Consider the following 26,366-nt stretch of genomic DNA (forward strand, 5'->3'; position numbering starts at 1 on the left):
GTCAACCCGAGTTTCGGGCTCGAAGGCTCCGATGGACCCGTGTTTCAGTGCGATACCGCAGCAGATGCCGCCGTACCGACGGCTGTCTTTCCGGTCAGTAGTCCCGACATGAGTTCACAATACACAAGCGAAGAGAGAACAGCTATGACCAGTCGACCGGGATCGAAGGCTAACTCGAGTCCGTTCGCTACCGCTGATCGCGAGATTCCGGCGGTATCCGGACTGACGGCTGTGATCCCAAAAATGAATACGTATCGGAAGAGATACGTTACCATGGTTTCCCACACCGTCTATAGCGGCGATCTGGCGCTTCACGTTGAGGCGGTCGGCAGCGGCCAGCCGGTGTTGCTCGTTCACGGCTACTCCCAGAGTCGGCTGTGCTGGCGAAAGCAGTTCGAGTCGAGACTCACGGACGAGCTCCGACTCGTCGCGATGGACAACCGCGGCCACGGCGACTCGGACAAGCCTCGCGACGCGTACGAGGCGTCCGAACTGTGGGCCGAGGACGTTCGCTCGGTCATGGAAGCGCTCGACCTGGACGACGTCATCCTCGTCGGCTGGTCGTACGGTGGACTGGTCGTCCTCGACTACGTCGAGGCCTTCGGAACGGACGACGTTGCAGGTATCAACCTCGTCGGCGCGATTTCGTCGATCGGCACGGAGGTAGCGACCGAACGGCTCGGACCGGAGTACATCGAGCTCGTACCGGGATTCGTTTCGACCGACGCCGAGGAGAGCGTCGAAACGATGCGGCAGTTCGTGGAACTGTGCGTCTCCGACGATCTCTCGCCGGAAGACCGATCCTACATGTTGGGATACAACGTCATCGTCCCGCCGCACGTCCGCGACAGTCTCCGTGATCGAACGGTGAGCCACGAAACCGAACTCGAGGAACTAGACGTCCCCCTCCTCCTCACGCACGGCGACGAAGACGCCGTCGTGCTCCCCGAGGCCTCGCGACAGTACGCCGAGCTCATCGACGACGCGGAGCGGTCCGTCTATCCGGAGACGGGTCACTCGCCGTTCTGGGAGCGACCGGAGCGGTTCAACCGCGAACTCCGGGAGTTCGCCCTCAAGGTGTAGTGCACCGACCGAATCTTTTTACTCCGTTCACTGGGAGAGTACGGTATGCCGGAACTGCAAATTACCAGACTCGAGGACGTCGGTAATCGAACTGCCGCGATCGAAGTCGAAGCGCCGGCCGATTTCGAGGCGTACCCCGGACAGTTCGTCTTGGTCCGGGCGACCGTCGATGGCGAGGAAGAAACCGGGTATTACACGATTTCGTCTCCCGACGTCGAGGAGCGATTCGAACTGACGGTCGCGGCCGATCCCGACGGGACGCTCGGACCCTGGCTCGTCGAACGCACGCTCGGCGAGACGATCACCGTCGAGGGACCGTTCGGCGACATCCAGTACGTCGACGACGGTGATGCCCTCGTGTTCGCGAGCGGACCCGGTATCGGCCCGGCGGTCGGCATCGCCGAGCGCGCCCGGCGGCTGGATCACGACGTGACGATCGTCTACGGCGGCAGTCAACCGCCACACGAAGATCGGCTCACGACCCTGGAGGAAGGCGGTGCAACAGTCATTTTGTCGGACGATCTCGAGGCCGCAGTTGAATCGCTCGAGCTCTCCGCGGTCGAAATCTACGCGTTCGGCTTCCAACAGTTCGTCGAAGAGACGAAAGAAGCGCTCACTCGAGTTGGAGTCGACCTCGATACCGTCGAGATAGAGAGCTTCGGGCCCGAGTAATCGATCGAGCCGCTATTCGGAGGTTCTATTCAGAGATGCCATACCGGGGAGACTCGAGTTCCCCGGTTGCTATCGCCCTAGAGCCAGGGATACTGCTCCGTGTCCGTCCCCGCGTAATCGGGGTCGAGATAGATGAACAGGCGCTGGATTTCGCCGTCCCGTACCTCGAACACGTCACACCAGCGGCCACCACCGGGCGTTCCGTCCGGTCGCCACTCCGTTCCCGCTGCGGTCTCGCCGGTACTCGTCCCCTCGACGACGACGATGTCGCCGTCGATAACGTAGTTGAACGTTTCGTAGTCGTGAGACATCGACGAGACGATACCGCCGACGTCGCCGAACATCTCTCCGATCTCCTCGTGTCCGGTCGCGATCCCCCACTTCGGATAGAACACGCGGGCGTCGTCCGCGAAGAGTTCGAGGAGGTCGTCTCCGCGATCTAACCGCCTGAAGTACTCGAGGACGATACCTTTTCGTTCGATAGCTGCGTCTGGGCTCTCTCCCATGGTAGTAATTGACGCACGTACGGTCCAATAATACTTCCGCCGGTTGCTAGAACCCGCTCGAGCGATCGGGGCGGTGCAGAATATATCGCCGGTTCAGACGGTCAGCAGGTACTATTAAGTGGTACCATGTGAACAATGACCACATGGAAACCTTTGTGTTCCATCTGATGCCGTATCAAGATATTGATAATATCACCGAAAAGAAATCCGCCTGGCCCTGGGCCGAACACGAGTACGATCCGGAGAAGGGGGCACAGTATTATCAAGATTATCTCAGCCAACTCGAGTACGCTGCCGACCTGGGATTCGACGGGATCGGCGTCAACGAGCACCACTTCAACGCCTACGGGTTGCAGCCGAGTCCGAACATCACGGCGTCGAACCTGGCGGCCCGCACAGACGATACCACGATCGCGTTCTTCGGGAATCTGCCGGCGCTTCGCGAGAACCCGATCCGACTCGCGGAGGAACTCGCGATGCTGGACAACATCACCGAAGGTCGGATCATCAGCGGCTTCCCCCGCGGCATCCCCAGCGAGTACCTCGCGTACGGGATCGACATGGAGGAGTCCCGCAGTCGCTTCGAAGAGGCGTGGGATCTGATCATCAAGTCCTGGACCGCCGACGAGCCCTTCGACTGGGACGGCGAACACTACCAGTACGAGAACGTCTACATCTGGCCCCGACCCTATCAGGATCCGCACCCGCCGCTCTGGATGCCGGCCGAGAGCGAAGAGTCGCTGCGCTTTACCGCCGAAAAACAGGTTCCGACGGGGCTGGTCTTCCAGCCGGTCGAAACCATCACCGAGAAATTCGGCGAGTATCGCCAGTACGCCGAGGAAGACTACGGCTGGAGCCCCAGCGACGAAGACTTCAGCGTCATGCGAGCCATCTACGTCGCCGAGACGATGGAAAAAGCCCGCGAGGAAGCGGAGCCGCACCTCCGGAAGTTCTATCAGACGCTCACCGCCGGCGTCCACATCGGCGTCTCGGCGGGCATGATGGGCGATCAGCCCTACGACCCCGAGAAGTGGGACGAGTACGTCGAACAGCTCCACCCACATGGCGAGTTCGCGTTCAATTACGACTTCGAGGAGTTCCAGGAGTACGGCGAGACGATCGTCGGCACCCCCGAGTACGTCGTCGAACAACTCGAGAAACAGTACGAAGCCGTCGGCGGGTTCGGGCGGATCGTCGGTCAGTTCCACTTCGGCGACCTCCCCGACTGGAAGGTCCGCAAGAACCTCCGACTGTACGCCGACGAGGTCAAGCCCGAAGTCGACAAGATCGGCGACGTCAACCCCTGAGGCGGGTCGAAGACAGCCATGTCGCCATCGCTTCACCAGACGCTGTTGATGGTCTCGGACCTCGAGGCCTCAGTGGCGTTCTACCGGGACCTCGTCGGGGTAGCGCCCGCGGAGAGAAACGACGGGAACGCGGAGTTCGACACCGGGGAGTGTACGCTCGTCCTCGAGGCGGACTTCGATCGGGAGGTACTGGACGCGTTCGGACTGGACGAACCCGGCGACGAACGGGGACGAGGCGTTATCGTCGCGATCGGCGTCGACGAGCCGGACACAGTCGACGCCATCTGCGAGCGGGCGGCCGAAGCGGCCGAGACGGTCCGGATGGAACCGACCGACGTCGAGTGGGGACGACGGATGGCCCTCCTGTCCGATCCCGACGACTACACGGTCGAAATCTCGGCCCCGCAGTAGGGACGATCGGAGTACGATCATAGATCCAACACATGACAGTTACCGTAAACGGAACCGTTACCAGTGGGTTCGGGAGAGGCAAAGAGTTCGTCTCCCTAGAGGGATATTCTCGGCAGTTTCGGGACGAATTGGGGTACGAACCGTATCCCGGAACGCTCAACCTCGAGCTTCCCCGTTCGGTCGCTGAGCGACTCGAGCGACTCGAGCCGATACGTATCGACGGCTGGCAGGACGGGGACCGCTCGTTCGGGATCGTCTACTGCTATCCCGCTTCAGTCGTCGATGCCGACGAGTCCGTCCGCTTGCACGCCATCGTTCCGAAACGGACCGACCACGATACGTCGACGCTCGAGCTCATCTCCCCCGTCAATCTCCGGGAACGGTTCGATCTCTCCGATGATGCGACGCTTACGATTCGCGTCGAATCTGCGCCGTCGGATACCGATACCATGGATAGTGGATCGCTCTCGAATTAAAACACTGGATCGGTGGCGCGTTCCAGCGCCGATCGCTCACGATGTGACAGCAACGTTTATTTGGCATGTCATCATACCACACGGTGTTTCATGCGAATCAACGAATTGCGGACGACGACGGTGAGTTTCGATGTGGAGTGACAGTATGCTTCCGGATAGCTACAGTTACCGCCAGAAAGACCCCGACGGCGGGGTAGAGAACGCCGTCGAGGCGTTCAAACGGGGCGAGCCGGTGTTGATTCACGACGCCGCCGAGCGCGAAAACGAGGTCGACCTCGTCTATCCCGCGTATGCCGTGACCCCGTCCGACGTCGCTCGCCTCCGGAACGACGCGGGCGGACTCATCTGCGTTGCGCTGGCGTACGACGTCGCCGAGGCGTTCGGATTATCGTTCATCGACGAGGTGATCGACCATCCGGCGACGACTGACACCGAAATCGAATACGACGATCGATCGTCGTTCTCCCTGACGGTCAATCACCGAGAGACCTTCACCGGAGTCGTCGACAACGACAGGGCGCTCACCATCTCCGCGCTCGGAGAGGCGGCGCAGCGCCCGAGCGAGACGGAGTTCGCCGCCGAGTTCGACGTTCCGGGACACGTTCACCTGTTGAAGGCCGCGCCGAACCTCCTTGAGGACAGGCAGGGACACACGGAGCTCGGTGTCGCGCTCGCCGAGCGGGCCGGCGTCCCGCCGGCCGCCGTCGTCTGTGAAATGCTCGACGACGAGACTGGCGGTGCGCTCTCCCGTACCAACGCGGCGTCCTACGCCGCAGATAACGATTTCGTCTTCCTCGACGAGTCGACGATCATCGACGAACTCGGCACGGCCGATTGAAGCGAAAACTGGGGCGCTACGAGTCGAGTAGACGGGCAGGATTTGCTCACATTGACCGGAAAATACCCGGCGGATGGCGCGGTTCGCTCCGGTGACGGCATTCGGCGGCGACGACTATTATATATTCACAGGTCGAAGCGGTCAGTGGTCGAAATGAACGGGAATTCCTTTACCTTCGAGTACGAACCGGCCGCGATCCACCACGGCCCGGGTATCGTCGCGACTATCGAATCGGAACTCGACCGTCACGGCCTCTCGCGGGCCCTCATCGTCACCGATGGGACCCTCTCCGAGGTCCCCGTCGTGATGGAGCCGGTCGAGAACGGGGCCGGCGACCGGCTCGTCGGTACCTTCGACGGAGTGACGCCGGAGAAGTACCTGCAGACCGCGTACGACGGTGCGCAGCGCGTCCGCGAGGAGGACGTCGACGCGCTCATCGCGCTCGGCGGTGGGAGCAGCCTCGACATCGCGAAACAGATCAGCGTTCTCGCCGGACACGACCGACCGCTCGAGGACGTCGCGGACGAGATTCTGGACCGGGAAACAATGGTCCTCCCCGACGAGGGCGTCGAACTGACGGACATCTTTGCGGTTCCGACGACCCTCCCCGGTGCCGATCTCTCGCAGGTCGCGGGCGTCAAACTCAGTCTAGACCCCGACGGCCAGGACAAATCCGAAATCCCCAGCGCCGGCGTCTCCGACAGCCGGCTGATGCCGACGGCGGTTTTCCACGACCTGGAACTGTTCGCCACGACGCCGGAACGCATCCTCGCCCGGTCGGCGATGAACGGGTTCGACAAGGGGATCGAGATGCTGTACACCAGACACCACAACCCCATCACCGACGGAACGGCGGTTCGGGGCGTCCAACTGCTGTACGAGGGGCTGCCGGCGATTACCGCGGACTCGACGAGCGAGGACGATCTCTCCCGAATCGTTCGAGGGATCGCCGCGGCCCAGTACGGGCTGTCGACCCCGAACGCGTATCGAGCCTCCGTCGTTCACTCGTTCGGCCACGCCATCGCGCGGAACTACGAGGTCCAGCAGGGAGTCGCACACGCGATCGCCGCACCGCACGTGCTCGGCTATCTCTTCGAGCAGGTCGACGGTCGCCGGGACCTGCTGGCCGAAGCGTTCCGCGTTCGCGACGAGACGGCCACCGCCGAGGAGACAGCCGACGCGGTCGTCGACGCCGTCGCAGAGACGCGAGACGCCCTCGAGCTCCCGTCGGAACTCCGGTCGGTCGAGGGGACGGAGCGGAGTCACTTTCCCGAACTCGCGCAGGCGGTCGTCGAGGATCCGTTCATGGAAGCCGGGCCGCGGGGACTCGAGGCGACGCAGTCCGATATCGAAGCGGTGTTCGAGCGGATGTGGTGACGTGATCGACGCGCTCACCGCGAGTACGATCCGGGGCGTCCGACTGCCGCCAATAGTCGAGACCGACCGCGCGGATATCGTCGCCACGCTGTCGGCCATCGGTGTTGTCGAGGAATCCGCACCCCTCGAGTTCGAGGAGACTCACTCCACCGGCCGAACCTTGAATCCGTACCGAGTAACGCCTTCCTGCGTGTAGATCCGGCGGATCGTCGTTTCGATCCGGTCGCCGACCGCGAACGCGTCGGGGTCGGCGTCGGTTCCCATCGCCGCGATGCTCGCGATCCCGTCGCCGCGCTCGGCCTCGAGGGCGACGATCATCGCCACGTAGTCGCCCGACCGAGCCTGCTGTTCGGCGAACTCCGGCGGGGCACCGCCTTGAGAGATCGTCGTGACGGCCTCGACGGTTCCCCTCCCGGAGAGGGCGGCCGATTCGTACTCGACGAGCGACCCGCACTCGCTGCAGGCACCGCGCGGCGGGAACGAGAGCGCGCCGCACTCGGGACAGCGGCCGGCCTCGAGCCGGTAGCGCTGGGGAATCGAGCGCCGCCACGCGGGGACGCTGACGTACGCGCCGCCGCCCGATGGCGGCCCCGTGGTCACGACGCCGCGCTGGCGCAGGTACTCCGCGTACGAGAGCGGATCGTCGCCCTCGAGTGCGGTGCTCGTGGGTACCTCGCCGTCCGTCTCGACGACGAACGCATCGGCACCTGCACCGCTGCCGTGGGAGACGGACAGCACCGAGTCGTAGCCCTCTTCCAGTGCGGTCGCGACCGAGACGGGGACGCTCGCAGCGCCGAGGTCGCCCAGCTCGTGGACCACTGTGGCGGCCCGAATCTCGTCGGTGCCGACGCCGGCTGCACCCGTCGCGCGGTAGGGAAGCTTGCCATCGGGGGCCTGGATCGCGGCCGCTTCCGGCTCGGGATCGACCTCGAGGCCGGCGACGGCACCGCCGATGGTCTCGGTGAACGCTTGCCGATCGTACTGGGTAACTCCGAGACCGCGGGTCTCGTCTTCGCCGGAGTTGCGAAACCGGGTTCCCGGATACGGTGCGGCGTACTCGGCGCGATCGACGATTTCGACCGGGCCATCCTCCTCGAGGACGAACGCTGCCCCACCGGCTCCGGCGGCGTGATCCCTCACGTCGTCGGAGTCGCCCTTCGGCGCGTCGGCCGCGACGACGAGCGCGGTCGTGGCGTCGGCCTCGAGTGCGTCGAGTCCGGCCCAGAGCGCGCGGGTTCCGGCGCGCGTGCTGCCCGTAAACAGCTGGCGGGTCGCCGACTCGGAGAGGGCGACCATTGCGCCCAGCCGAGCGGTCAGATCCTCCTCGGCAGCCGGCGGCCGGGAGGACGCGAACGCGAACCAGTCGACGCTCGCTGCGTCGATGTCGGCGGCCTCGAGCGCACGGGTCGCGGCCTCGTAGCCCATCGTCAGCGGGTCCTCGTCGGCCGCGGGGACGGCCTTCTCGTTGATGCCGGCGGCGTGGAACTGCCCCCACGCGTCCTCGAAGGCGTCAGCCGTGATGCGAAAGCGCGGCGCGTATGCGCCGATACCAGTGATCGCCGTCATCACGCGCTCACCTCCGATTCCTTCTCTCGCGGACGGGGTCCGCTCGAGTTCCTCGAGGAGCGACGCTCCTCGCGCTCGAAAACGTGAACGACGGCGGCACCACCGCTCCCGCCGACGTTATGGGTGAGTCCACGGATCGGATTCTCGACCTGTCGTTCGCCCGCGTTCCCCGAGAGCTGTTTGAACACTTCGACGACCTGGCCGGCTCCCGTCGCGCCGATGGGGTGGCCCTTGGACTTGAGTCCGCCCGAGGTGTTGACCGGAAGGTCGCCGCCGAGTTCGGTCGCACCGGACTCGATCAACTGCCCGGCCTCGCCGCGTTCGCAGAAGCCCAGATCCTCGTACGCCAGTAGTTCGGCGATGGTAAAGCAGTCGTGGAGTTCGGCGAAATCGAGGTCGTCGGGACCGATGCCGGCCATCTCGTAGGCCGATTCCGCGGCCCGCTGGCTGGCCGGGATTCCGGTGTACGTATCGCGCTGGAACAGACCGATGTCGTCGCTGCCGGCACCGACGCCAGCGACCCGAATCGGATCGTCAGTGTACTCGTCGACGACGTCCTCGCTGACAATTAGGGCACAGGCCGCGCCGTCCGAAGTCGGACAGCAGTGATAGAGGTTGAGCGGATCCGCGACAACGGGGGCGGACTGGGCGTCCTCGAGTGAACACTCGAAGTTTAGTTGTGCGTGGGGATTCTTCGCGCCGTTCGAGTGGTTCTTGACCGCGACTCGCGAGAGCTGTTCGCGGGTGGTGCCGTACTGTTCCATATGGACCGAAGCCATCTGGGCGTAAACCCCGGAGAACGTGGTGCCCGAGAGGCGCTCCCACTCGGTCTCGCCGGAGACCCCGAGCCAGTACTTCGTCGCATCGGAGCTCATGTCGGACATGATTTCGAAGCCGCTGGCGAGTACGACATCGGACATCCCGGACTTGACGGCCTGGACAGCCTGTCGTGTCGCGTACCCGCTCGCCGCACAGGCGTTCTCGACCCGGGTACAGGGGACGCCGCCGAGGCCGACGTGTTCGGTCACTGCAGGTCCCGAGAGGCCGAGTTGGCGTCCGCCGACACCGAGCGTGCCGACGAACGCTTCGTCGATGTCGCTGCTCTCGAGCCCGTTCGGAACGCTCTCGATAGCCGCTTCGAACGCCGTCCGAAACAACGACCGGTAGCTTTCATCCGGAAAGGAACCGTACGGCGATTGGCCGGCACCGATTAAATAGGCCTCGCTCATACAAACAGTATGGTCGTCACACCGGAATAAGTATACCGTTGGTTTCCCAGCGGTGTTCAGATGCATTGACGGGATACGGTGTGGCGTTTTCTATGCGATCCATGCCGAAAGCGCATACGTCACTTCTGGTATCAATCGGGCTGACTGGGGTTTTGTGGAGTGGAAAGAAACGTTGAAGGCGTTCATAAGTCTGAGTACTCTACCTATCCCGATGAACTACTGCTTTCGAATACTGATAGAGTTACGGACATATCCGATGCCAAATAGGCTCGATCGGCCGTCCAAAACTGAGTCACAACACTGATTTCCAACCTGATACTGACCGCAATCCGGATCGCGTTTCGATCGATGAAACCGTGATCCAACTCGACGGTGAGAAGTACTAGCGCTACTATTGGCCCATAATTAGATGATTTTCACTACTCAAATCTCCGGCCGGCAAGAAACAAGCTCATTAGGTTTTCACAGGAACTGCACAATAAATACAACATCAATACTCCAGTATTTCCTTTTATTTCATATTAACCAAACGAGACCTACCGCGGTCTCGATAGCAGAGATGAGAGACATGGGAATCGGACTAGTATTGAACATATCTATTGCGAGATAGAATTGCAAACATTATCGTTTTCAAATGGTTTTGGTGATCCTTACGCAGAAACGGCTAATCGGTTGCTGAGATCGTTCGCGTGAGCGATGGCGATCACGCTCGAGCGTCGCTGTCCGGCCCTACGCAACTGGTCGTTTGCTTCGAGAGACACAAGCGTTCGTCGCCCAATCGGTGTTGAACGCTTTCATCAGTTGATTTGGAACTAGATACACCGGCTGTCTGACAGCGTTTCAGACCTGTTGACGGTTACGAGAGCAACGTTCTATTACATCCATCAGATATCTCTATTTCTGGGGTGACACAGCCGACACGAACTACCATTAATAATATTTCTGCCAATAGAGAGGAGATATGGTTTTGGTCACAATCCACAATATGAATGGCGAGAAAACACTTCTCGCTATCGCAGTTGTTGGTCGGTGTGGCACCAATCCGGCTGCGATGTTTCTGCAGCGACTCCCCCGAAAACACGATCTATTCGGGACTTTGTTTCTCGCCTATATCTCCATCAATCTTACTCCCTTCGTTCCGTTATGTCTGAACACTCAACTCAACTATGCTAAGCGGAACATGATCGAGAAGTGGTTTCGCTCTCTCAGGCTTCGAGTTAATCGCTTTCACAACTCGAGGGATGTCAGCCGGACAGGCGTCAGATAGAATCTTGAATAGTTTGTACAGTACTATAACACGTATCGGATACATCTATCACGTGACGAATGTAACTTGAGGGTACGAAGCTAGATACTGCCGTCGCAATCTATGAGTAACCAACGGAAACAAAGGCTGCCCCTCCTCGCTTGAACACTGTAAGACGTAGAACAACTTCGCTTGGGCGCGTGGGCGCACGGCTTCCGTGCCCGAATCGTGTCGCGATCTACTTTTTGAATTTTCGCGACTCGCTTCGCTCGTCGGTTGAAATCCCTAAAAGTCCGCCCTCCCCGATTTGAACGGGGGGCAAGTCGATCTACAGTCGACTGCTCTACCAGTCTGAGCTAAGGGCGGGCACCCAAACGTAGCCGCCGTGGTACACATAAGGGTTATTATTCGACGTCGGATAAACGTGTAACCGGCGGTGAAAAGAAGAATGATTGATATAGGTGGAATGATAACATAGCGGTAGTTCGGCTATGAGCAAGATCACGTTCCGCGCCGACGATGACCTCGTCGAGCAACTCGAGGAGCTCGACGCCTCCAAGAGCGAGGCGATGCGAGCGGCGCTCCGATCGTTCCTCGAGGGCAACGAGGCCGCAAGCGGCGAGGACCGCTCGGCATCGGACCCCGTCCGGACGGATGTGATCGACGACCTGGTTCGCAAGAGCGTCGACGACCGACTCCGGGAACTCGGCATCGACCCCGCGGGTTCACACGCCCGTGAGCCGACGCCGTCGCCCGAGCCACAGGACGTCAACGTCTCGATCTCGCTCGAGGGGGCGACGATGCAGTCTGACGAGCACGGATCGCCGTCAGACAACCGACGACAGACTCGGACGCGCAATCCGACACCGAACGACGGAGAGTCACCGGGCGGCAGAGAGCCAGCGGAGGCTCCCGACCGAGCAGGGGCGCAATCCCCCGATGGGCGAGGCGGCGGGCAACAGTGCAACCAGTGTGGCGACCGACTCGACGGCGATCACATGTACTGTCCCAACTGTGGCGAGAAGGCCTCCCGACGCTTGTTCTGTGAGTGTGGCGACGAGGTTCGATCCGACTGGTCGTTCTGTCCCAGCTGCGGTCGTCGGACACCCGCAGCCGATGTCCTCGAGTCCGACAGTACCCAGTACTGACTGATGTAAGACGGGGAAAGTCATAGTCGCCGGAACCTTTATTATCCATGGGAAACATCGGCTTAGTCGCGTAAGACGGATTGTCTTACACCCGTCGTTAAGACGGGAAATCGCCCGATGACGGGTGGTTCAAACGTAAGACACGCTGCGTCTGACAGGGGCGCGCCACCGTCTTACCCAAACGGGGAATACAATCATGGAGCGTGTGACACTGCGAATCCCGAAACAGCAGATCGATGAGGTAGAGCAATTAGTCGACTCGGGCGAATTCCCGAACCGGAGCGAAGCGATCCGATCAGCCGTCCGTGAAATGATAAACGAACAAGGGGACGGCCCCACCGAACAATCCAGTAAACGCAACTGGGCCAAGGTGTAACGATGCAGGATATCGTCCAGGACGCCTTGGAGAACGCGGAGGAAGAAGCCCAGAAGATGGACACCCCGATGGACGGTGACGACGAGTTCGGGGAGCCCCGAATCGTCATCGTCGGTGCGGGCGGTGCCGGTAACAACACCATCAACCGACTGTACAACATCGGCGTCGACGGTGCTGACACCGTAGCGATCAACACGGACAAACAGCACCTCAAGATGATCGAGGCCGACACGAAGATCCTCGTCGGCAAATCGCTCACGAACGGGCTCGGCGCCGGCGGCGACCCCTCGATGGGCGAGCGAGCGACCGAGATGGCGCAGGGAACGATCAAGGAGGTCCTCGGCGACGCGGACCTCGTGTTCGTGACTGCGGGGATGGGCGGTGGCACCGGTACGGGTGCCGCCCCCGTCGTCTCGAAGATCGCCAAAGAGCAGGGTGCGATCGTCGTCGGGATGGTCTCGACGCCGTTCAACGTCGAGCGTGCCCGCACGGTGAAAGCCGAGGAAGGCCTCGAGAAGCTGCGCGAGCAGGCCGACTCGATCATCGTGCTCGACAACAACCGGCTGCTCGATTACGTCCCGAACCTGCCGATCGGCAAGGCGTTCTCGGTGATGGACCAGATCATCGCCGAAACCGTCAAGGGCATCTCGGAGACGATCACCCAGCCGTCCCTGATCAATCTGGACTACGCGGACATGTCCACGATCATGAACCAGGGCGGCGTCGCGGTGATGCTCGTCGGCGAGACGCAGGACAAGAACAAGACCGACGAGGTCGTCAAGGACGCGATGAACCACCCACTGCTGGACGTCGACTACCGCGGTGCGTCGGGTGGACTCGTCCACATTACCGGCGGCCCCGACCTCACGCTGAAAGAGGCCGAGGGGATCGCGGACAACATCACCGAGCGCCTCGAGGCCTCGGCGAACGTCATCTGGGGCGCCCGGATCCAGGAGAACTACAAGGGCAAGGTGCGGGTCATGGCGATCATGACCGGCGTCCAGAGCGCGCAGGTGCTCGGACCGACGACCCAGAAACAGGCCGACAAGTCCCGCCAGAGTATCGAGGGCGTGAACGAGGCCGAGTTCGACGCGAGCAAGAACGTCGAAAAGACGGGTTCCGGATACGGCGCACAAAGCGACGGCGGTCGCGAAAAAGTCGACCGACAGAACGGCGTCGACGTCATCCGATAGTCGGTGATCGGCCGATCGCGGCACGGACACACCACTGACACACCACCTTCGTGCCGACTCGGTTTCGTCGATCGCGTTTTATCGCAGTTCAGTTCCCTCGAGAGCCATCACTCGCCACAGCGTGACGTCCGTCTCGAACGACCGCCAGTCCGCCGGATGACTCGCCAGCATCGCTACTCCTGAGGCGGCCGTTTACGGTCGTATACAACCGTGCTTCGAGATTTGTCTGGGGACACAGCGAACCCATCGAGGGAAAGAGTTTCATCGAATTATCTATTGAGAACACAGTGTGTCGCTCAAAATCGCCTTGAAGGCCGTCGGACTTCTCGTCGGCGGGTATCTGCTGGTCGGGCGTTCGTCGCGATGGGACCCATCGGCTGGCTGGTGTTCGGAACGGTACTCGCGGTCAGCGTCATACAGGTCCACCGAAAGCGAGCGAAGGAGACCGACCGAACGCACGATGAGACTGGGTACTGCCCCGACTGCAGCGTGACGGTCGATCTCGTGATTATCGACGGTAACGGAAAGGGCGGAGACCGCCCGGATCCGTCAAACCCATCGGTTCGGTACTGTCCGAACTGTGGCGAGTCGATCGACGCGGACGGAGACGCCGAGAACGCTGCCGACTCGAGAGACGCTCGTCGGGCGACCGGCACGACGAACTGTGCCGCCTGCGGTGCGCCGAACGATCCGGATCGAACGACGTGCAAACACTGTGAGGCGGCGCTCTCGTGACGCTCGGTCAGGCCAGCGACTCGAGCAGCGTACACTTCCGGCAGACCTCTCGCGTCGTCGTCGAGCCGCACTCGACGCACTCCTGGAGGTCGGCTCCGTCGTCGCCGGCGTACTTCTCGGCGGCGATCGCTGCTAGCTCCTCGTATCCCGAGAGGATCGAGTGGCGGGTCCCGGGGTGGTTCTCCTCGAGGTCGTAGACGAGTTGCTGGATCTCGCCGCGGTACGCTTCGCTGGCGTGGGGGCACTCGGTGATGTGGGCCGGGAGGTCGTTGACGTGGGCGTAGAGGGCGACCTCTTTCTCGGGGACGTCCCGAAGCGGCTTCGCGCGCGGAACGAACTCGTCCTGTTCCTCGCGGTCGGATAACGGGCCGAGGCTGGCGTCGAAGTGTTTCGCCATCTGTTCGACGTCGCCCTCGAGGACGTTCATCAGCGCGGTCTGGGCCTCGTCATCGAGATTGTGCCCCGTCAGGAGGAGGTCGGCCTCGAGCGCCTCTGCGTACTCCGAGAGGAGGTCCCGCCGGAAGACGCCGCAGTAGGCACAGGGAGCCATGTTTTCGGGGTCGTCCTCGACGACATCGTCCATCCGGACGCCGAACTCCTCCTCGTAGCTGACGAGTTCGTGGCGGATCCCCAGTTCCTCGCTGAGTTCGACGCAGGCCTCGACCGACTTGTCGCGGTAGCCCTCGATCCCCTCGTGAATCGTCAGGCCGACGAGTTCGATGCGGGGGTCCTCGGCGAACGTGTCGTGGAGGATCTGTGTGAGAACGACGCTATCCTTCCCGCCCGAGAGGCCGATCACCCAGGTCTGGGGGTTCTCGGGCGTTATATCGTGGGGGACGAGATCGTCCCGACGGATCCGGCGGCGCACCCGCTTTTCGACCGACTCGCGGAAGTGGTCCGTACACAGGTGTGCCCCGGAGTAGGCGGCGTGCATGATCGCCTCCTCGTTGCACCGATTACAGTCCATTAGCGGTCCGTTGTCGGTCACCGCCAATCACGGTTTCGTCTGGCGGAAGCGAGGTCGGTGTCTCACGGAGTGTCTTACAGCCGGTGTGGAGCAGCGAAGCCGCGTTCCCCGCTCGAGGGGCGGGCGCGACTCCGTTGCACTGGTCGAGACGCTCCGAGTGAGCCGCGGCAACGAGACGTCGGGTGGAGTTAGGCGGGGATCCGGTCTGGCTCCTCGACGGCGTCGGCTCCATCCTCGAGTGCGGTTAGCAGGCGGTCGACGTATCGCTCGCGACCGGTCGAAGAGAACAGTTCGTGCCCGCCGTTGTAGAGGACGACGTGCTCGGCGGGGACCCGTTCGCCGATCGGTCGGAGGCTGATGACGGGGTCGCGCAGCGAGCAGAAGACGACGGCGTCGTGGTCGATCGCCAGCAGGTCTTCCTGTGCGCGGCGGGTTTCCCGGACGAACGCCGGCGAGACCCACGATGGGGTCGTCGCGAGCTGGTGGTCGGTCGCTTTCTCGCCCAGGGCCTCCCTGTCGAGGGTGCCGATCGGGAGACACGGGAACGTGGTCGGCAGCATCGATACCGCCTCGAGCAGCGGCTCCGGGAACCCCTCGCCGTACCCCCACCACGGACTCAGATAGACGTGGTTGTCCGCACCGTCGAGGGCCTGTGCGACGAGCGCCCCTGCGCTGTGGCCCAGCAGCTGGTACTCCTCGATGTCGCGGACGTACTCGGCGACCGGCTCGAGCCAGTCGGCTTTGAAGTCGTCGATGTTCGTGGGGAGTTCGAACGCGTGGACACGGTAGCCGGCCTCGGTCAACTTCCCGATGAGCCAGCTGACGTTCTCGTGCGTCCAGCGGTTGCCCCAGCCCATGACGAAGACGAGTTCTTCGTCGCCGTCCTCGTTGAAGATCCGGTGTCGCATGGGGTTTCGTTCGCCGGGAGACGGTAAAAATCTGCGTGCGTGACACAAGTGGTGCCGGTAGCGTCGGATCCAACGGTCGAACACGTGCTCGGCGTTTGCAAACGGCTTTCGGCGACCCCTGAGAGAAGTGGGACATGCTCGAGTCAGCGCGCGCTCGTCTCTATCGGGTCGGGTTCAATCTCTTTCCAGCCTACCGCGGAACCGGTGCCCGCGTCACCCATATCGAACCAGACTGGACGGAGGTCCGCGTGAAGCTCCCGCTGAACTGGCGGACGAAGAACTACGTGGGAACGATCTTCGGGGGGAGCATGTACGCCGCCGTGGACCCGTTTTACATGATGATGCTCCTGAAGAATCTCGGCGACGACTACGTCGTCTGGGACAGGGAAGCCGAGATCCGGTTCAAAAAGCCCGGTCGGGAGACGCTGTACGCGACGTTTACGATACCCGACGAGGAGATCGAGGCGATTCGCGCCGAACTCGCGGCTGCGGAAACCGATTCCGTCGATCGTCATTACACGGTCGAACTCGTCGACGAGGACGGCATCGTTCACGCGACCGTTCGGAAAACCGTCTACGTGACGACGGACCGTTCCAAGGGCGCGTGAATACGCGAACTCGAGTGGGCATTCGGAGTCGATTCCGCCGCCGGCTCAGAGACGCTGACGGAAACCGTTTTGCGACTCGAGACCCCAGAACCGCGTAATGAGTGGATTCGACCGGGAGCACGCGGTCGACCGCCTCGAGGGGCTGGTCGACACCGTCGAGGACGAGCGGATGCCGGTGCCCGTTCGCGAGGTGTGGGCCGTCGGCGACGTGGCGCTCGGCCTCGATCCCGTCGAGCGACTGGACGTCTACGTTACCAAGGACATCCTGATGCGCGACGACAGCGAGCCAACAACCTCGAGCGCGGACGGCGACAGATCGGACCCCGACACCCAGTTCCGGGACTCCCACGGCATCGAGGGCGTCGGCAAGACCGTCCGGGCCGACTGGGCCCGCGAGTACCCTCGCTTTCTGCGGGCGAACGCGAACGGCCACGCCGCACCCGAGCAGTGTCTCGCGGCCCACCTCCTCGGGGACAACGAACCGATCCACCTCGAGGTCTGTAACTCGTCGTTCGAGGACAACGTGACCCAGCGGCTGCGCGGGGCGCAGTTGCGCGAGGATTACACGCAGCTGCTCGACCCCCGCGGAGTCTGTCTCTGGGCCGACGGCACCAGAAGCGAGGAGGCGTTTCGGAAGCTCCGGGAGGGCGAGCTGGCCCTGCCGACGCTGTCCGCGGCGCTCGAGATGCTCGGGATGGACGACGTCGAGGCCGAGACGGCGGCACGGGAGCTCCACGCCTGGCGCGAGCGACAGGACGGTGTGACGGTACGCGGCGACGTGATCTGACGTCGTCGGTACCTGTAGTAGCCACTGAGAGTCAGTGTGTAAATCGTTTCAATGGCTACTAGACCTTACACGTCCTGCAGGTCCGCGATCGTCGCACGGGTCCGCTCGAGGCGGTCCGCGATCGTCGCGCGATCGACGCGAACGACACCGCTCTGGTGGTCGTACTCGATCAGTCCAGCCTCGGCCAGCTTCGGCAGATGGACGTGGCGTAGTTTTATCGCAACGGTCCGTCGGTCGGCGTCCGCCGCGACCGGCTCCGGCGTTCGTTCGACGACGTAGTCGACGAGTTCCTCGTGCGTAACGCGCGTCGCCTCCGTCCGCATCGCGTACCGACAGAGGGATCGACGATACGGATCACTCAATGCGATAAACGACGAATCGATCAGATTGGAGTCCTCGCTCCCTGCTCCATTCCAGTCAGTCATTACCTCCCAATGGGCGGTTCTGTCGGATAGTGGCGGGGCGTAAGTATTCACGGTCTTTATCCGTCGTTCATGATCGTCCGCAAGAATGGGCCGAAACCAAGAAGCCCCACTAACACGTATCAGCGGTATCTCATGACGATGCTACTTGCGACGCTCCTCACCGACTATCCTATTCTCCGCGAAACACTGTCACGCGCTCCGAATACGAAAGTCACGTGGGAACAGTCGGACCTCACCGAGGACGGCGACCACCAGATGCTCGTCTGGGTCGACGGCGAGGTGGCAGCGTTCGACGCCGGCCTCGAGGCCGATCCGACCGTCAACGCGCCCCTGCAGGTGGTCGAGTTCGGCGACCGCCGCCTCTACCAACTCGAGTTAACGGACGACGGTCAGCAGGCGAGCGTCTATCCGACCGTGATCGAAGCGGGCAACGTCTTACGAGAGGTGACCGCGACGCACGAGGGATGGCACTTTCGCGCCGCGTTCCCCAGCGACGAGGCGATCGAGCGGTTTCACGCCTTCTTCGTGGATCGCGGTCTCGATGTCGAACTCCGGCAGTTGTACGATGCGCGCGAGCCCACTGACGGCTCTCGCTTGCAGTACGGGGTAACGGATCGACAGCGGGAAGCGCTCGTCGCCGCCGTCGACGCCGGCTACCTCGACATTCCGCGATCGTGTTCGCTCGCCGAACTCGGAGAGCGGTTCGATATCTCATCGAACGCCATGTCGGAGCGGTTCCGGCGCGGCGTCGGGACGCTCATCGAGAACACGGTGTACCCGGACGGCCAGTCGCCGTAATGCGCGAGTCACTCGTCCGGTACGATAGCAGGGGCCGAGGTCGGTTCCGAGGATTCCGAGACGAGCCAGGCCGGGACGACTCGAGTGAGGACGACCATGCCCGTCAGTTCTACGAGCGTCTGCGTGACGACGACCGCCGGTGCCAGCTCGTAGCCCGCCGGGAGCGCGAGCGCCAGCGGCAACACGACCAGCGAGTTTCGCGTGACGGCCGTGAAGACGAGCGCGCGGCTCTCGCCGGTCCCCAGCCGGAGCGCTCCGGCCGCCACTCGGCCGAGAAGCGGCATGACGACGAGGAACGCGACGTACACCGGGACGACGGCCGCGACCTGTCCGATCGAGTCCTGCACGCGGGGGAGCTGTGAGGCGATCACGACCAGCAGGGTTGCGCCCATCATCGGCACGGGAAGCCACCCCATCGCAGCCTGCCATCGGCCGCCGATTTCCGAGCGCGCCGCACCCACGTCGGTGAGCCACGCGAGCGCCAGCGGCAGCGCGATGAGCAGGAGAAACGCCTCGAGGAAGGGTTCGGGGTCGATGACGGTCGCGATTTGACTCCCCATGAACAGCCGGAGGTAGACCGGCAGGAGGAGCAATTGAAGGACCAGTAGCACCGGTGTCGCGGCGGTGACCTGCTCGGCGTCCCCCTCAGCGAGGTCGGTAAACGCGATCACGTAGTCGATACAGGGCGTCAACAACACCATGAACGCGCCGACGAGGAGCACCGGCTCCTGCGGGAGAAATCGGGTGAGCCCGTAGACGACGACCGGGACGACGAGGAAGTTCAGCCCGAGCGCCCCGGCCATGAACCGACCGTTCGTGAACGCCGCTCGAAATCGGACGAAGGGAACCTCGAGGAAGGTCACGTACAGGAGCACCGCCAGGACGGGAGTGATGAGGCGCTCGAGGAACGACGCGATCGACGGTCGTCCGACACCGATCCCGACGGCGAGTGCGACCGCGACCGCGTAAACGGCGATCTGGTGGCGCTGCAGCCACTCTCTGGAACGCATTACGCGACGTTCGGACGAGAATCGTAAATCAGTCGCGGTCTCGTAGCAGGTAAACGGACCGCGGAGACGAGAGCCGCCACCCGACGCTCAGTTCGCGAATTCGACGTCGCTGATCTCGAAGCGCGCGCCGCCGTCGATTCCCTCGGTGACGCCGACCGACCAGCCGTGTGCCGTGGCGATTCCCTCGACGATCCCGAGCCCGAACCCCGTTCCATCGCTCGTGGTCGAGTAGCCGGATTCGAAGACTCGATCGCGCTCGTCGACCAGAATCCCGGCGCCGTCGTCCTCAATGAAGAAACCGTCCTCGAGGTCGCCGACGGTGATGGTCACGTCGTGACCACCGTGCTCGACTGCGTTACGGACGAGGTTCTCGACGAGCTGTTGAAACCGAGAGGCGTCAGCGGAAATGATGTGATCCGTGTCGACGACGAGTGTGGCGTCTGCAGTATCGACGCTCTGCCAGCTCCGTTCGATTGCACATCCGAGATCGACGGCAGTGGGGTCCGTGACTTGTTCACCCTCCCGTGCCAGCGTCAGGAGGTCCTCGATCAACGCTTCCATTCGATCGTGGGCGGACGCCACCTCGTCGAGGTAGTCGCTGTCGCACTCCTCTTGTGCCAGACCGAGGTTTCCCTGGGCCACGTTCAGCGGGTTTCGCAGGTCGTGGGAGACGATGTTGGCGAACTCCTCGAGGCGCTCGTTCTTCCGCTGGAGGGCCCGTTCCCGCGCCTTTCGTTCGCTCACGTCACGAATGACGCCGACCCGCTCGAGTTCGTTTCCCGGCTGCGAGACGGTGCTGAACTTCATTTCGACGGGGATGCTGCCGCCGTCGATGGTCGAGAACTCGAACTCGGCGGTCCCGGTATCGCCCTCGTGAGTGATGGTCTCCTCGCGGGCCGCTTTGATCCGTTCGATCGCGCTTTCCGTCGCCCAGTCGTAGATATTGGTCCCGATGAGGTCGTCGCAATCGACGCCTTTCATCGCCGCGTACGCATCGTTGACGTACACGATCTCCCCGCTCGGTTCGATCGCGTACACGCCGTCGTCCAGCGAGTCGAGGATGATCTTGTACCGGCCGATCGTTCGTTCCCACTCCTTTCGATCGCCGATTTCCCTGGAGACGATGCCGTAGCCGTCCGTCTCCGGTTGCTGCCGGGGTCCGCTGGTCAGTTGCAACCAGACCCAGGAGCCGTCGGCGTGGTGAAACCGGTAGTCGATGGGAATCTCGACTGACTCCTGGCCCTGCTTCCGGAGCGCGGGTTCGATCCGTTCCAGATCGTCCGGATGGACGTACTCGAGGAACGACTCCCCGACGAGGTCCTCGCGCGCGTAGCCACACACTCGTTCGATTCCGGAGCTCTGATAGCGGATACTCCCGTCCTCAGCGAGAACGGTAAAGAGATCCGGGCTCCCTTCGACGAGTGCTTCGAAGTCTGGCATCGGTGTGGCCTTTGTGATTGTGCGGTATTACTCATACGGCCGGACTACTCGGTCAACCGCGTCGACCGCCTCGAACGGTGACGATTCGTGCTCAGGAGATGTCTCGCCGCCGAAACCACAGTTGGCTCGCGACGACGAACGCCAGCGTCATCGCGAGGAGGATTGCCGCGCCGCGGAAATCGTAGCTCCCTGCGAGCAAGATTTCGTTCGGATCGTAGTACCGCATCGGCGCGATTGCGCCGACCGCCTCGGCGTCGGTCCCGGAGAGCAGCGACTCCGAGAGGAACAGCGCGAACGTCACGCCGAGTGCGACCCGCTGGGCGATCGCCGCCCGATCGAAGACGACCGACGCGAGCAGCCCGATTCCCGCACAGGCGAAGAGATAGGGGATCGAGAACAGGTGGACCGCGAGCACGTCCGCAGCGGCGAGCGGTTCGTCGATCAACTGCGCGCCGACGTAGACGACGACCGGCGGCAGGACGTTCGCGCCGACGATCGGGACGGCCATCGCGGCGAAGCGCTCGCCGATCAGTCGCCCTCGAGAGATCGGCATCGCCAGCAACACGTCCATCCGTCCGCGATCGACGTCGTCGGCGATCGTCCCCGCCGTGGCGTAGGCCAGATAGAGACCCAGGAGGATGATCCACCCGAACGTGTAGAGTTCGAACGAGAGAAAGCCGCCCAGACTCGCCATCGTCTGGACGCCCATCACCTGCAAGATCGGCTCCGGATAGGCGGCCAGGAGCTGATCCAGATCGACTTCGGCCTCGAACGAGGGATAGACCCAGATGACCATCGCGGCGAGCAGGGACAGCCCGATCGAGAGATAGATTCCCCCACGAACCCGGTGCCGGCCGTCGTAGCGCGTCAGTTCAAACATCGTCATCACCGTTCACGCTCCCGGTGGCCATCCGATCGGCTCCTCCAGCCGTTGGATCGGTTCCTCCGGCGCTCCGATCGTCCCTGGCAGCGCCGTCGGTCGCCCCGTCGCCGTAAAACCGCATGAACACCTCTTCGAGCGGCGCTTCCTCGATCGTGCAGTCGAGCAATCGATACTCCCGAAGTCGCTCGAGCAGGACGTTGACGTCGCCGGTGAACGTAAACACGTATTCGGTCTCGGCGCTCGGTCCGTCGCTCGAGCCGGCATCGCTCTCGAACTCGAGGTCGTGGACCCCGTCGATCTCGAGGGCGTCGCGCGAGATGGGGTCTGCAGTCCGGACGCGGACGAGTTTCCCGCTCCTGTCGAGCAGCGACGCCACCGGTTCGACGGTGACGAGCCGACCGTCTCGGATGATTCCGACCCGGTCGCAAAGCCGTCGCACCTCACTCAGGATGTGCGAGGAGAAAAAGACGGTCAGCCCGCGCTCCCGTTGGCCGCGGAGGAACGCCGTAAACCGCTGTTGCAACAGGGGATCCAACCCGCTCGTCGGCTCGTCCAGGATCACCAGCTCGGGATCGTGCATGAACGTCGTCACGAGCCCCAGCTTCTGGACGTTCCCCCGGGAGTACTCCCGCACCGGCCGGTCCAGCGGCGGGTCGAACAGCTCGAGCAGTTCCTCGCTGCGCTCGTCACCTTTGATCGACGCGTGCAGGTCGAGGATCTCGCGCCCCGTGGCCGTCTCGTCAAACGCCGGACTGTCGGGGAGGTAGCCGAGTCGGCGTTTGGCCTCGAGGAGTTCCCCTTCATCGGAGACGTCGCGACCCAGCAGCCGCGCCGTGCCGGCGGTCGGCGAAATGAATCCCAGCAACGTCCGGATCGTCGTTGTCTTCCCCGCGCCGTTCGGGCCGAGGTAGCCGAAGATCTCCCCCTGCTCGACGTCGAACGTCACGCCGTCGTTGGCGAGCACCTCTCCGTAGTCCTTCGTGAGTCCCTCGAGTTCGATTGCGGCCATACCGACTATTGACGGCGTGACATCATTGCTGTGGTGGTCGGGCTACGGCCCGGCGACCGGTTGCGGCCCGAGCCCGGTCGTAGCCCGACGAGTAAACGGAGACGTGACGAGTGCGTCGATTCAGAACTCGGTACAGACCGGGATTCCCATCGTGTCGTACTCGCCGAGCCGGTCCATCACGTCGGGAACCTCCTCGAGCGCGCAGGTCTCCGTGACGATCTTCCCCGGATCGATCTTTCCGCCGTCCATCATCCGGAAGATCTCGTCGTACTCGTTGGGTGGCATCCCGTAGGAGCCGTAGAACTCGCGCTCGTCGGTGACCATGGTGTCGACCGGGACGGAAACGTCACCGCCCTCCTCGGACGTCGTCATTCCGATCTGGAGATGCTGTCCGCCCTTGCCGAGCGAGTTGATCGAGTTCTGAATCGTTTCCGCGATCCCGAGCGCGTCGATCGAGACGTCGACGCCGCGGCTCCGCTCGGTGTAACCCTTCACCGCCTGGGGAACGTCGTCGACGCGCTCGGAGTCGACCGTCTCGATCGCACCGAGCTCCCGGGCTAACTCGAGCTTTTCGGGGACGACGTCGACCGCGATGACGTTCCCGCCCAGCGCGCTGGCGATGTGAACCGCGGAGAGGCCGACGCCGCCGCAGCCGTGGACCGCGACCCAGTCGCCGGGGGTGACGTCCACGCGGTGGGCGATTCCGTGGAACGCGGTCGCGAACCGACAGCCCAGCCCCGCGACCTCGGCGGGATCGACCGATTCGGGCACCGTCACGAGGTTTTGGTCCGCATTCCGGACGGGGTACTCCTCGGCGAACGCACCCTGCTGGAAGGGGACGAAGCCCATCGGTACCGATTTCTCGCAGATGTTCGCTCGGCCCTCTCGGCAGTGCGGACAGGTCCCGTCGCTCAGGTTGAACGGGTTCGTGACGAGGTCGCCCTCGCTGAAGCGCTCGACGCCGTCGCCGACCTCGACGACCCGGCCGACGGGCTCGTGTCCGAAGATCAGTCCCGGCGTGGGCATCAACCCGATCCAGTCCCAGTCGCCCTGCCAGGCGTGCCAGTCGCTCCGGCAGATGCCGCAGGCTTCGGTTTCGACGACGACGCCGTTTTCCTCGCACGCCGGCCGGTCGACGTCCCGTATCTCGAGGGGTTCGTTCGCTCCCTGGAAGACTACTGCTTTCACGGCTACTCAAACGACGCCCCCGACCATAAATATAATGATTAATAATTATATATTCTGAAGTGGCTGTCGCTGACGGGATGTCCGACAGCCGTTTCAGTCCGATTCGGAGCGGGTTTCGGTCGACCCCGAGCCCCATCGAAATCGGATCCTCCCGAAACCGGGTTCCGCCGAAACCGAGTGTTCAGCCCATCTTCGGAACGCCGCCGAGGTTCACTTTGACCGTCTTCACCTGCGAGTAGTCCTCGAGCGCCTCCTCGGCGAGCTCTCGGCCCGTACCGCTCTCCTTGTAGCCGCCGTGTGGTGCCGGATCGAAGAGGTCGTTGTAGGTGTTGACCCAGACCGTCCCCGCCTCGAGTTCGGCCGCGAACTCGTGGGCCGCGCCGAGGTCCGTCGTCCAGACGCCCGCGGCGAGCCCGTACGACGTGTCGTTGGCCCGCCGGAGAACGTCATCGCGGTCGCTCCACTCGAAGACGGAGAGCACGGGACCGAACACTTCCTCGCAGCCGACACGGTCGTCGTCGCCTATGTCGGTGAGCACCGTCGGCTGGACGAACGGGGCCCCCTCGAGGTCGTCGCCGACCGCGTCGTTCTCGCCGCCGGCACACAGCGTCGCGCCGTCGGCGACGGCGTCGTCCACGAACTCGCGGACGATCGACTGGTGGGTGTGATCGATCATCGGCCCGACGTCGGTCGTCGGACCGAGCGGATCGCCGACGGTGAGGTCGTCGATCGCGTCGCGCAGGCGCTCGAGGAACTCGTCCCGGATCTCCTCGTGCAGGTACAGCCGCGAGCCGGCGGTACACTGCTGGCCGGAGTTGAAGAAGATGCTCACGAGCACCCCCTCGATCGCCTGCTCGAGGTCGGCGTCGGGAAAGACGATGTTCGGGCTCTTTCCGCCGAGTTCGAGCGACGTCGGCGTGATCGTCTGCGCGGCGCTCTCGAGGGTCGCGACGCCCGACGCGTGGGAGCCGGTCAGGCTCAGTTTGTCGATGCCGTCGTGGGCGGTCATCGCCGCGCCGACGTCCTCGCCGCGGCCCGTGACGACGTTGACCGTTCCCGGCGGGAGGACGCGATCACAGACCCGCGTGACCTCGAGCGACGAGAGCGTGGCTCGCTCGGACGGTTTGAGGACGACCGTATTGCCGGTCGCCAGCGCCGGGCCGAGCTTCCACGCGACGAACATCGCGGGAAAGTTCCACGCGGAAATCGCGCCGACGACGCCGTACGGTTCGTGGCGCGTGAAGACGTGTTTCTCGTCGCCCGTCGGCACGACCCGGCCCTCGTCGACCGACCGCGCGAGCGCCGCGAAGTGGCGGAACTGCTCGATCAGCACCTCGCAGTCGACGAACAGCGCGTGGAGGTTCGGCTTTCCAGCCTCGAGGCTGTCGAGTTTCGCGATCTCCGTCTTGCGATCCTCGAGTCGGTCGGCGATCTCCGCGAGGCGATCGGCGCGCTGTCTGGGTGAGAGCTGTCCCCAGCTTCCCTCGAACGCCGCCCGCGCGGCCTCGACGGCCCGATCGACGTCCGCGGGAGTGCCGATCTGGACCGTCGCGAGCGGTTCGCCCGTGGTCGCGTCGATTGCCCGTCCCTCCTCGCCGTCGACGGCGTCGACCCACTCGCCGTCGATCAGGTGGCCGTACCGGTCGCGCGAGAGAACCGACTCCGCCGCCGAACGGTGGCGCTCGAGGACGGAGTCACTGACGTCGTACCGATCCTGGTCGTAGTATTCGGTCTGCATTGCCGATCACCGCACCTCCGTCGCGGGTCGATCGCGTCGCGCTATCGTCTTGAACGCGCTATCGCCCCGTCGCGTTCGCCCCGTCGTCTGTGAGTAAACACCACACATGATCTCTAGCGGAGCCATCGCCACCGAGACGCCTCAGCGTGACCCCTCGGAAACGCGGTTCTCTTTAAACGTCGTCGGTCACCAGCAACCTTGATCAAATACGCGGATCGATCAATTGAGCGTGAACACGTCTCAGTTCGGACTGGTCACCCAGTGTGCGGTGGCGCGCGCTGTGTCGCGGTGAGTCACTGACGAACCGCGACTCGACATCGTGCGAGGGATGAGCGAACGAACGTATGTGAGTGAGCGAATCGGTTGGGGAGGACGTGGCGATTCCGTGTTACCACGGTAGCAGGACGCTTCGTCTCGCACAATTCCAGCAGAATATACAGTT

Annotated in this window: 26 protein-coding genes and 1 tRNA gene; 14 read left to right on the forward strand and 13 right to left on the reverse strand. The window is 63.2% G+C overall.

Annotated elements, in window-relative coordinates:
• Nucleotides 1–273: 273 nt before the first annotated feature.
• Complete coding sequence (locus HYG81_RS25390; RefSeq protein WP_180842435.1) at nt 274–1,083, forward strand: alpha/beta fold hydrolase; 810 nt, start codon at nt 274–276, stop codon at nt 1,081–1,083.
• A 45-nt stretch (nt 1,084–1,128) separates the two neighbouring features.
• A complete protein-coding gene (locus tag HYG81_RS25395) occupies nt 1,129–1,755 on the forward strand; it encodes an FAD-dependent oxidoreductase (RefSeq protein WP_180842436.1) in 627 nt (208 codons plus the stop codon).
• 77 nt (nt 1,756–1,832) lie between these two features.
• On the opposite strand, the gene HYG81_RS25400 is transcribed toward HYG81_RS25395, so the two are convergent.
• Nucleotides 1,833–2,261: a nuclear transport factor 2 family protein gene (locus HYG81_RS25400; RefSeq protein ID WP_180842437.1), complete on the reverse strand. Its 429-nt coding sequence runs from the start codon at nt 2,259–2,261 to the stop codon at nt 1,833–1,835.
• Nucleotides 2,262–2,404: 143 nt separating this feature from the next.
• Here HYG81_RS25400 and HYG81_RS25405 point away from each other — a divergent pair, with 143 nt between their 5' ends.
• The 5 genes from HYG81_RS25405 to HYG81_RS25425 all read left to right on the forward strand — a co-directional run bounded on the left by HYG81_RS25405 (nt 2,405) and on the right by HYG81_RS25425 (nt 6,670).
• Nucleotides 2,405–3,568, forward strand: a complete 1,164-nt coding sequence (locus tag HYG81_RS25405; RefSeq protein WP_180842438.1) for an LLM class flavin-dependent oxidoreductase — start codon at nt 2,405–2,407, stop codon at nt 3,566–3,568.
• 18 nt (nt 3,569–3,586) lie between these two features.
• Nucleotides 3,587–3,979 carry a VOC family protein gene (locus HYG81_RS25410; protein WP_180842439.1) on the forward strand — a complete coding sequence of 131 codons (393 nt, stop codon included), beginning with the start codon at nt 3,587–3,589 and terminating at the stop codon, nt 3,977–3,979.
• 32 nt (nt 3,980–4,011) lie between these two features.
• The gene (locus HYG81_RS25415) at nt 4,012–4,455 is read left to right on the forward strand and encodes a DUF120 domain-containing protein (RefSeq protein WP_180842440.1); all 444 of its coding nucleotides are present in this window, start codon (nt 4,012–4,014) and stop codon (nt 4,453–4,455) included.
• Nucleotides 4,456–4,600: 145 nt separating this feature from the next.
• Entirely contained in the window at nt 4,601–5,293 is a 693-nt protein-coding gene (gene ribB / locus HYG81_RS25420; RefSeq protein WP_226376041.1) for a 3,4-dihydroxy-2-butanone-4-phosphate synthase, read from the forward strand.
• Nucleotides 5,294–5,446: 153 nt separating this feature from the next.
• A complete protein-coding gene (locus HYG81_RS25425) occupies nt 5,447–6,670 on the forward strand; it encodes an iron-containing alcohol dehydrogenase family protein (protein ID WP_180842442.1) in 1,224 nt (407 codons plus the stop codon).
• A 141-nt stretch (nt 6,671–6,811) separates the two neighbouring features.
• Here the strand turns inward: HYG81_RS25425 and HYG81_RS25430 are convergent, their stop codons facing one another.
• From HYG81_RS25430 to HYG81_RS25440, 3 genes are all read right to left on the reverse strand, one after another.
• Entirely contained in the window at nt 6,812–8,236 is a 1,425-nt protein-coding gene (locus HYG81_RS25430) for a zinc ribbon domain-containing protein (protein ID WP_180842443.1), read from the reverse strand.
• On the reverse strand, nt 8,236–9,465 hold the full coding sequence (locus tag HYG81_RS25435) for a thiolase domain-containing protein (RefSeq protein ID WP_180842444.1): 1,230 nt from the start codon (nt 9,463–9,465) through the stop codon (nt 8,236–8,238). Before HYG81_RS25435 ends, HYG81_RS25430 begins: the two co-directional genes overlap by 1 nt.
• Nucleotides 9,466–11,003: 1,538 nt before the next feature.
• Nucleotides 11,004–11,077: transfer RNA gene (locus tag HYG81_RS25440), tRNA-Tyr, on the reverse strand.
• A 125-nt stretch (nt 11,078–11,202) separates the two neighbouring features.
• Here HYG81_RS25440 and HYG81_RS25445 point away from each other — a divergent pair.
• The 4 genes from HYG81_RS25445 (at nt 11,203) to HYG81_RS25460 (ending at nt 14,163) form a co-directional block, all read left to right on the forward strand.
• The gene (locus HYG81_RS25445) at nt 11,203–11,859 is read left to right on the forward strand and encodes a double zinc ribbon domain-containing protein (RefSeq protein WP_180842445.1); all 657 of its coding nucleotides are present in this window, start codon (nt 11,203–11,205) and stop codon (nt 11,857–11,859) included.
• Between the two features lie 196 nt (nt 11,860–12,055).
• Complete coding sequence (locus HYG81_RS25450; protein ID WP_180842446.1) at nt 12,056–12,235, forward strand: ribbon-helix-helix domain-containing protein; 180 nt, start codon at nt 12,056–12,058, stop codon at nt 12,233–12,235.
• Between the two features lie 2 nt (nt 12,236–12,237).
• Nucleotides 12,238–13,428, forward strand: a complete 1,191-nt coding sequence (gene ftsZ / locus HYG81_RS25455) for a cell division protein FtsZ (protein ID WP_180842447.1) — start codon at nt 12,238–12,240, stop codon at nt 13,426–13,428.
• A 363-nt stretch (nt 13,429–13,791) separates the two neighbouring features.
• The gene (locus HYG81_RS25460) at nt 13,792–14,163 is read left to right on the forward strand and encodes a hypothetical protein (RefSeq protein ID WP_180842448.1); all 372 of its coding nucleotides are present in this window, start codon (nt 13,792–13,794) and stop codon (nt 14,161–14,163) included.
• A 7-nt stretch (nt 14,164–14,170) separates the two neighbouring features.
• Here HYG81_RS25460 and ncsA read toward each other — a convergent pair whose 3' ends face one another.
• The gene (ncsA, locus tag HYG81_RS25465; protein ID WP_180842449.1) at nt 14,171–15,130 is read right to left on the reverse strand and encodes a tRNA 2-thiolation protein NcsA; all 960 of its coding nucleotides are present in this window, start codon (nt 15,128–15,130) and stop codon (nt 14,171–14,173) included.
• A gap of 188 nt (nt 15,131–15,318) precedes the next feature.
• Nucleotides 15,319–16,038: an alpha/beta fold hydrolase gene (locus HYG81_RS25470; RefSeq protein ID WP_180842450.1), complete on the reverse strand. Its 720-nt coding sequence runs from the start codon at nt 16,036–16,038 to the stop codon at nt 15,319–15,321.
• Nucleotides 16,039–16,172: 134 nt separating this feature from the next.
• Between HYG81_RS25470 and HYG81_RS25475 the strand changes: the two genes are divergently transcribed.
• Nucleotides 16,173–16,646 carry a DUF4442 domain-containing protein gene (locus HYG81_RS25475; RefSeq protein ID WP_180842451.1) on the forward strand — a complete coding sequence of 158 codons (474 nt, stop codon included), beginning with the start codon at nt 16,173–16,175 and terminating at the stop codon, nt 16,644–16,646.
• Nucleotides 16,647–16,743: 97 nt separating this feature from the next.
• A complete protein-coding gene (locus tag HYG81_RS25480; RefSeq protein ID WP_180842452.1) occupies nt 16,744–17,433 on the forward strand; it encodes a DUF7095 family protein in 690 nt (229 codons plus the stop codon).
• Between the two features lie 65 nt (nt 17,434–17,498).
• Here the strand turns inward: HYG81_RS25480 and HYG81_RS25485 are convergent, their stop codons facing one another.
• Complete coding sequence (locus HYG81_RS25485; protein WP_180842453.1) at nt 17,499–17,858, reverse strand: DUF7344 domain-containing protein; 360 nt, start codon at nt 17,856–17,858, stop codon at nt 17,499–17,501.
• Between the two features lie 132 nt (nt 17,859–17,990).
• On the opposite strand from HYG81_RS25485, the gene HYG81_RS25490 reads away from it, so the two are divergent.
• Nucleotides 17,991–18,656 carry a helix-turn-helix domain-containing protein gene (locus tag HYG81_RS25490; protein WP_425607540.1) on the forward strand — a complete coding sequence of 222 codons (666 nt, stop codon included), beginning with the start codon at nt 17,991–17,993 and terminating at the stop codon, nt 18,654–18,656.
• Between the two features lie 8 nt (nt 18,657–18,664).
• On the opposite strand, the gene HYG81_RS25495 is transcribed toward HYG81_RS25490, so the two are convergent.
• The 6 genes from HYG81_RS25495 to HYG81_RS25520 form a co-directional block, all read right to left on the reverse strand.
• On the reverse strand, nt 18,665–19,666 hold the full coding sequence (locus tag HYG81_RS25495) for an arsenic resistance protein (RefSeq protein ID WP_180842454.1): 1,002 nt from the start codon (nt 19,664–19,666) through the stop codon (nt 18,665–18,667).
• 87 nt (nt 19,667–19,753) lie between these two features.
• Entirely contained in the window at nt 19,754–21,106 is a 1,353-nt protein-coding gene (locus HYG81_RS25500) for a PAS domain S-box protein (RefSeq protein WP_180842455.1), read from the reverse strand.
• A 91-nt stretch (nt 21,107–21,197) separates the two neighbouring features.
• Nucleotides 21,198–21,986, reverse strand: coding sequence for an ABC transporter permease (locus HYG81_RS25505; protein WP_180842986.1), 789 nt, complete (start codon nt 21,984–21,986; stop codon nt 21,198–21,200).
• The gene (locus HYG81_RS25510) at nt 21,979–22,998 is read right to left on the reverse strand and encodes an ABC transporter ATP-binding protein (RefSeq protein WP_180842456.1); all 1,020 of its coding nucleotides are present in this window, start codon (nt 22,996–22,998) and stop codon (nt 21,979–21,981) included. Before HYG81_RS25510 ends, HYG81_RS25505 begins: the two co-directional genes overlap by 8 nt.
• A 120-nt stretch (nt 22,999–23,118) precedes the next feature.
• Nucleotides 23,119–24,186, reverse strand: coding sequence for a zinc-dependent alcohol dehydrogenase family protein (locus HYG81_RS25515; RefSeq protein WP_180842457.1), 1,068 nt, complete (start codon nt 24,184–24,186; stop codon nt 23,119–23,121).
• 181 nt (nt 24,187–24,367) lie between these two features.
• Nucleotides 24,368–25,924, reverse strand: coding sequence for an aldehyde dehydrogenase family protein (locus tag HYG81_RS25520; RefSeq protein ID WP_180842458.1), 1,557 nt, complete (start codon nt 25,922–25,924; stop codon nt 24,368–24,370).
• Between the last annotated feature and the right edge of the window lie 442 nt (nt 25,925–26,366).

The organism is Natrinema zhouii (genome assembly GCF_013456555.2).
Classification (GTDB): Archaea; Halobacteriota; Halobacteria; order Halobacteriales; family Natrialbaceae; genus Natrinema; species Natrinema zhouii.

What these genes read in the sequence shown, in the direction of transcription:
- HYG81_RS25430 (WP_180842443.1), bottom strand. Translation starts at nt 8,236, where the DNA reads ATGACGGCGATCACTGGTATCGGCGCATACGCGCCGCGCTTTCGCATC.
- HYG81_RS25485 (WP_180842453.1), bottom strand. Translation starts at nt 17,858, where the DNA reads ATGACTGACTGGAATGGAGCAGGGAGCGAGGACTCCAATCTGATCGAT.
- HYG81_RS25445 (WP_180842445.1), top strand. Translation starts at nt 11,203, where the DNA reads ATGAGCAAGATCACGTTCCGCGCCGACGATGACCTCGTCGAGCAACTC.
- HYG81_RS25510 (WP_180842456.1), bottom strand. Translation starts at nt 22,998, where the DNA reads ATGGCCGCAATCGAACTCGAGGGACTCACGAAGGACTACGGAGAGGTG.
- HYG81_RS25475 (WP_180842451.1), top strand. Translation starts at nt 16,173, where the DNA reads ATGCTCGAGTCAGCGCGCGCTCGTCTCTATCGGGTCGGGTTCAATCTC.
- HYG81_RS25505 (WP_180842986.1), bottom strand. Translation starts at nt 21,986, where the DNA reads ATGTTTGAACTGACGCGCTACGACGGCCGGCACCGGGTTCGTGGGGGA.
- HYG81_RS25415 (WP_180842440.1), top strand. Translation starts at nt 4,012, where the DNA reads ATGACAGTTACCGTAAACGGAACCGTTACCAGTGGGTTCGGGAGAGGC.
- HYG81_RS25410 (WP_180842439.1), top strand. Translation starts at nt 3,587, where the DNA reads ATGTCGCCATCGCTTCACCAGACGCTGTTGATGGTCTCGGACCTCGAG.
- HYG81_RS25405 (WP_180842438.1), top strand. Translation starts at nt 2,405, where the DNA reads ATGGAAACCTTTGTGTTCCATCTGATGCCGTATCAAGATATTGATAAT.
- HYG81_RS25425 (WP_180842442.1), top strand. Translation starts at nt 5,447, where the DNA reads ATGAACGGGAATTCCTTTACCTTCGAGTACGAACCGGCCGCGATCCAC.
- HYG81_RS25500 (WP_180842455.1), bottom strand. Translation starts at nt 21,106, where the DNA reads ATGCCAGACTTCGAAGCACTCGTCGAAGGGAGCCCGGATCTCTTTACC.
- HYG81_RS25435 (WP_180842444.1), bottom strand. Translation starts at nt 9,465, where the DNA reads ATGAGCGAGGCCTATTTAATCGGTGCCGGCCAATCGCCGTACGGTTCC.
- HYG81_RS25395 (WP_180842436.1), top strand. Translation starts at nt 1,129, where the DNA reads ATGCCGGAACTGCAAATTACCAGACTCGAGGACGTCGGTAATCGAACT.
- HYG81_RS25520 (WP_180842458.1), bottom strand. Translation starts at nt 25,924, where the DNA reads ATGCAGACCGAATACTACGACCAGGATCGGTACGACGTCAGTGACTCC.
- ftsZ (WP_180842447.1), top strand. Translation starts at nt 12,238, where the DNA reads ATGCAGGATATCGTCCAGGACGCCTTGGAGAACGCGGAGGAAGAAGCC.
- HYG81_RS25400 (WP_180842437.1), bottom strand. Translation starts at nt 2,261, where the DNA reads ATGGGAGAGAGCCCAGACGCAGCTATCGAACGAAAAGGTATCGTCCTC.
- HYG81_RS25450 (WP_180842446.1), top strand. Translation starts at nt 12,056, where the DNA reads ATGGAGCGTGTGACACTGCGAATCCCGAAACAGCAGATCGATGAGGTA.
- ribB (WP_226376041.1), top strand. Translation starts at nt 4,601, where the DNA reads ATGCTTCCGGATAGCTACAGTTACCGCCAGAAAGACCCCGACGGCGGG.
- HYG81_RS25470 (WP_180842450.1), bottom strand. Translation starts at nt 16,038, where the DNA reads ATGCGACACCGGATCTTCAACGAGGACGGCGACGAAGAACTCGTCTTC.
- HYG81_RS25480 (WP_180842452.1), top strand. Translation starts at nt 16,744, where the DNA reads ATGAGTGGATTCGACCGGGAGCACGCGGTCGACCGCCTCGAGGGGCTG.
- HYG81_RS25490 (WP_425607540.1), top strand. Translation starts at nt 17,991, where the DNA reads ATGACGATGCTACTTGCGACGCTCCTCACCGACTATCCTATTCTCCGC.
- HYG81_RS25495 (WP_180842454.1), bottom strand. Translation starts at nt 19,666, where the DNA reads ATGCGTTCCAGAGAGTGGCTGCAGCGCCACCAGATCGCCGTTTACGCG.
- HYG81_RS25390 (WP_180842435.1), top strand. Translation starts at nt 274, where the DNA reads ATGGTTTCCCACACCGTCTATAGCGGCGATCTGGCGCTTCACGTTGAG.
- HYG81_RS25460 (WP_180842448.1), top strand. Translation starts at nt 13,792, where the DNA reads ATGGGACCCATCGGCTGGCTGGTGTTCGGAACGGTACTCGCGGTCAGC.
- ncsA (WP_180842449.1), bottom strand. Translation starts at nt 15,130, where the DNA reads ATGGACTGTAATCGGTGCAACGAGGAGGCGATCATGCACGCCGCCTAC.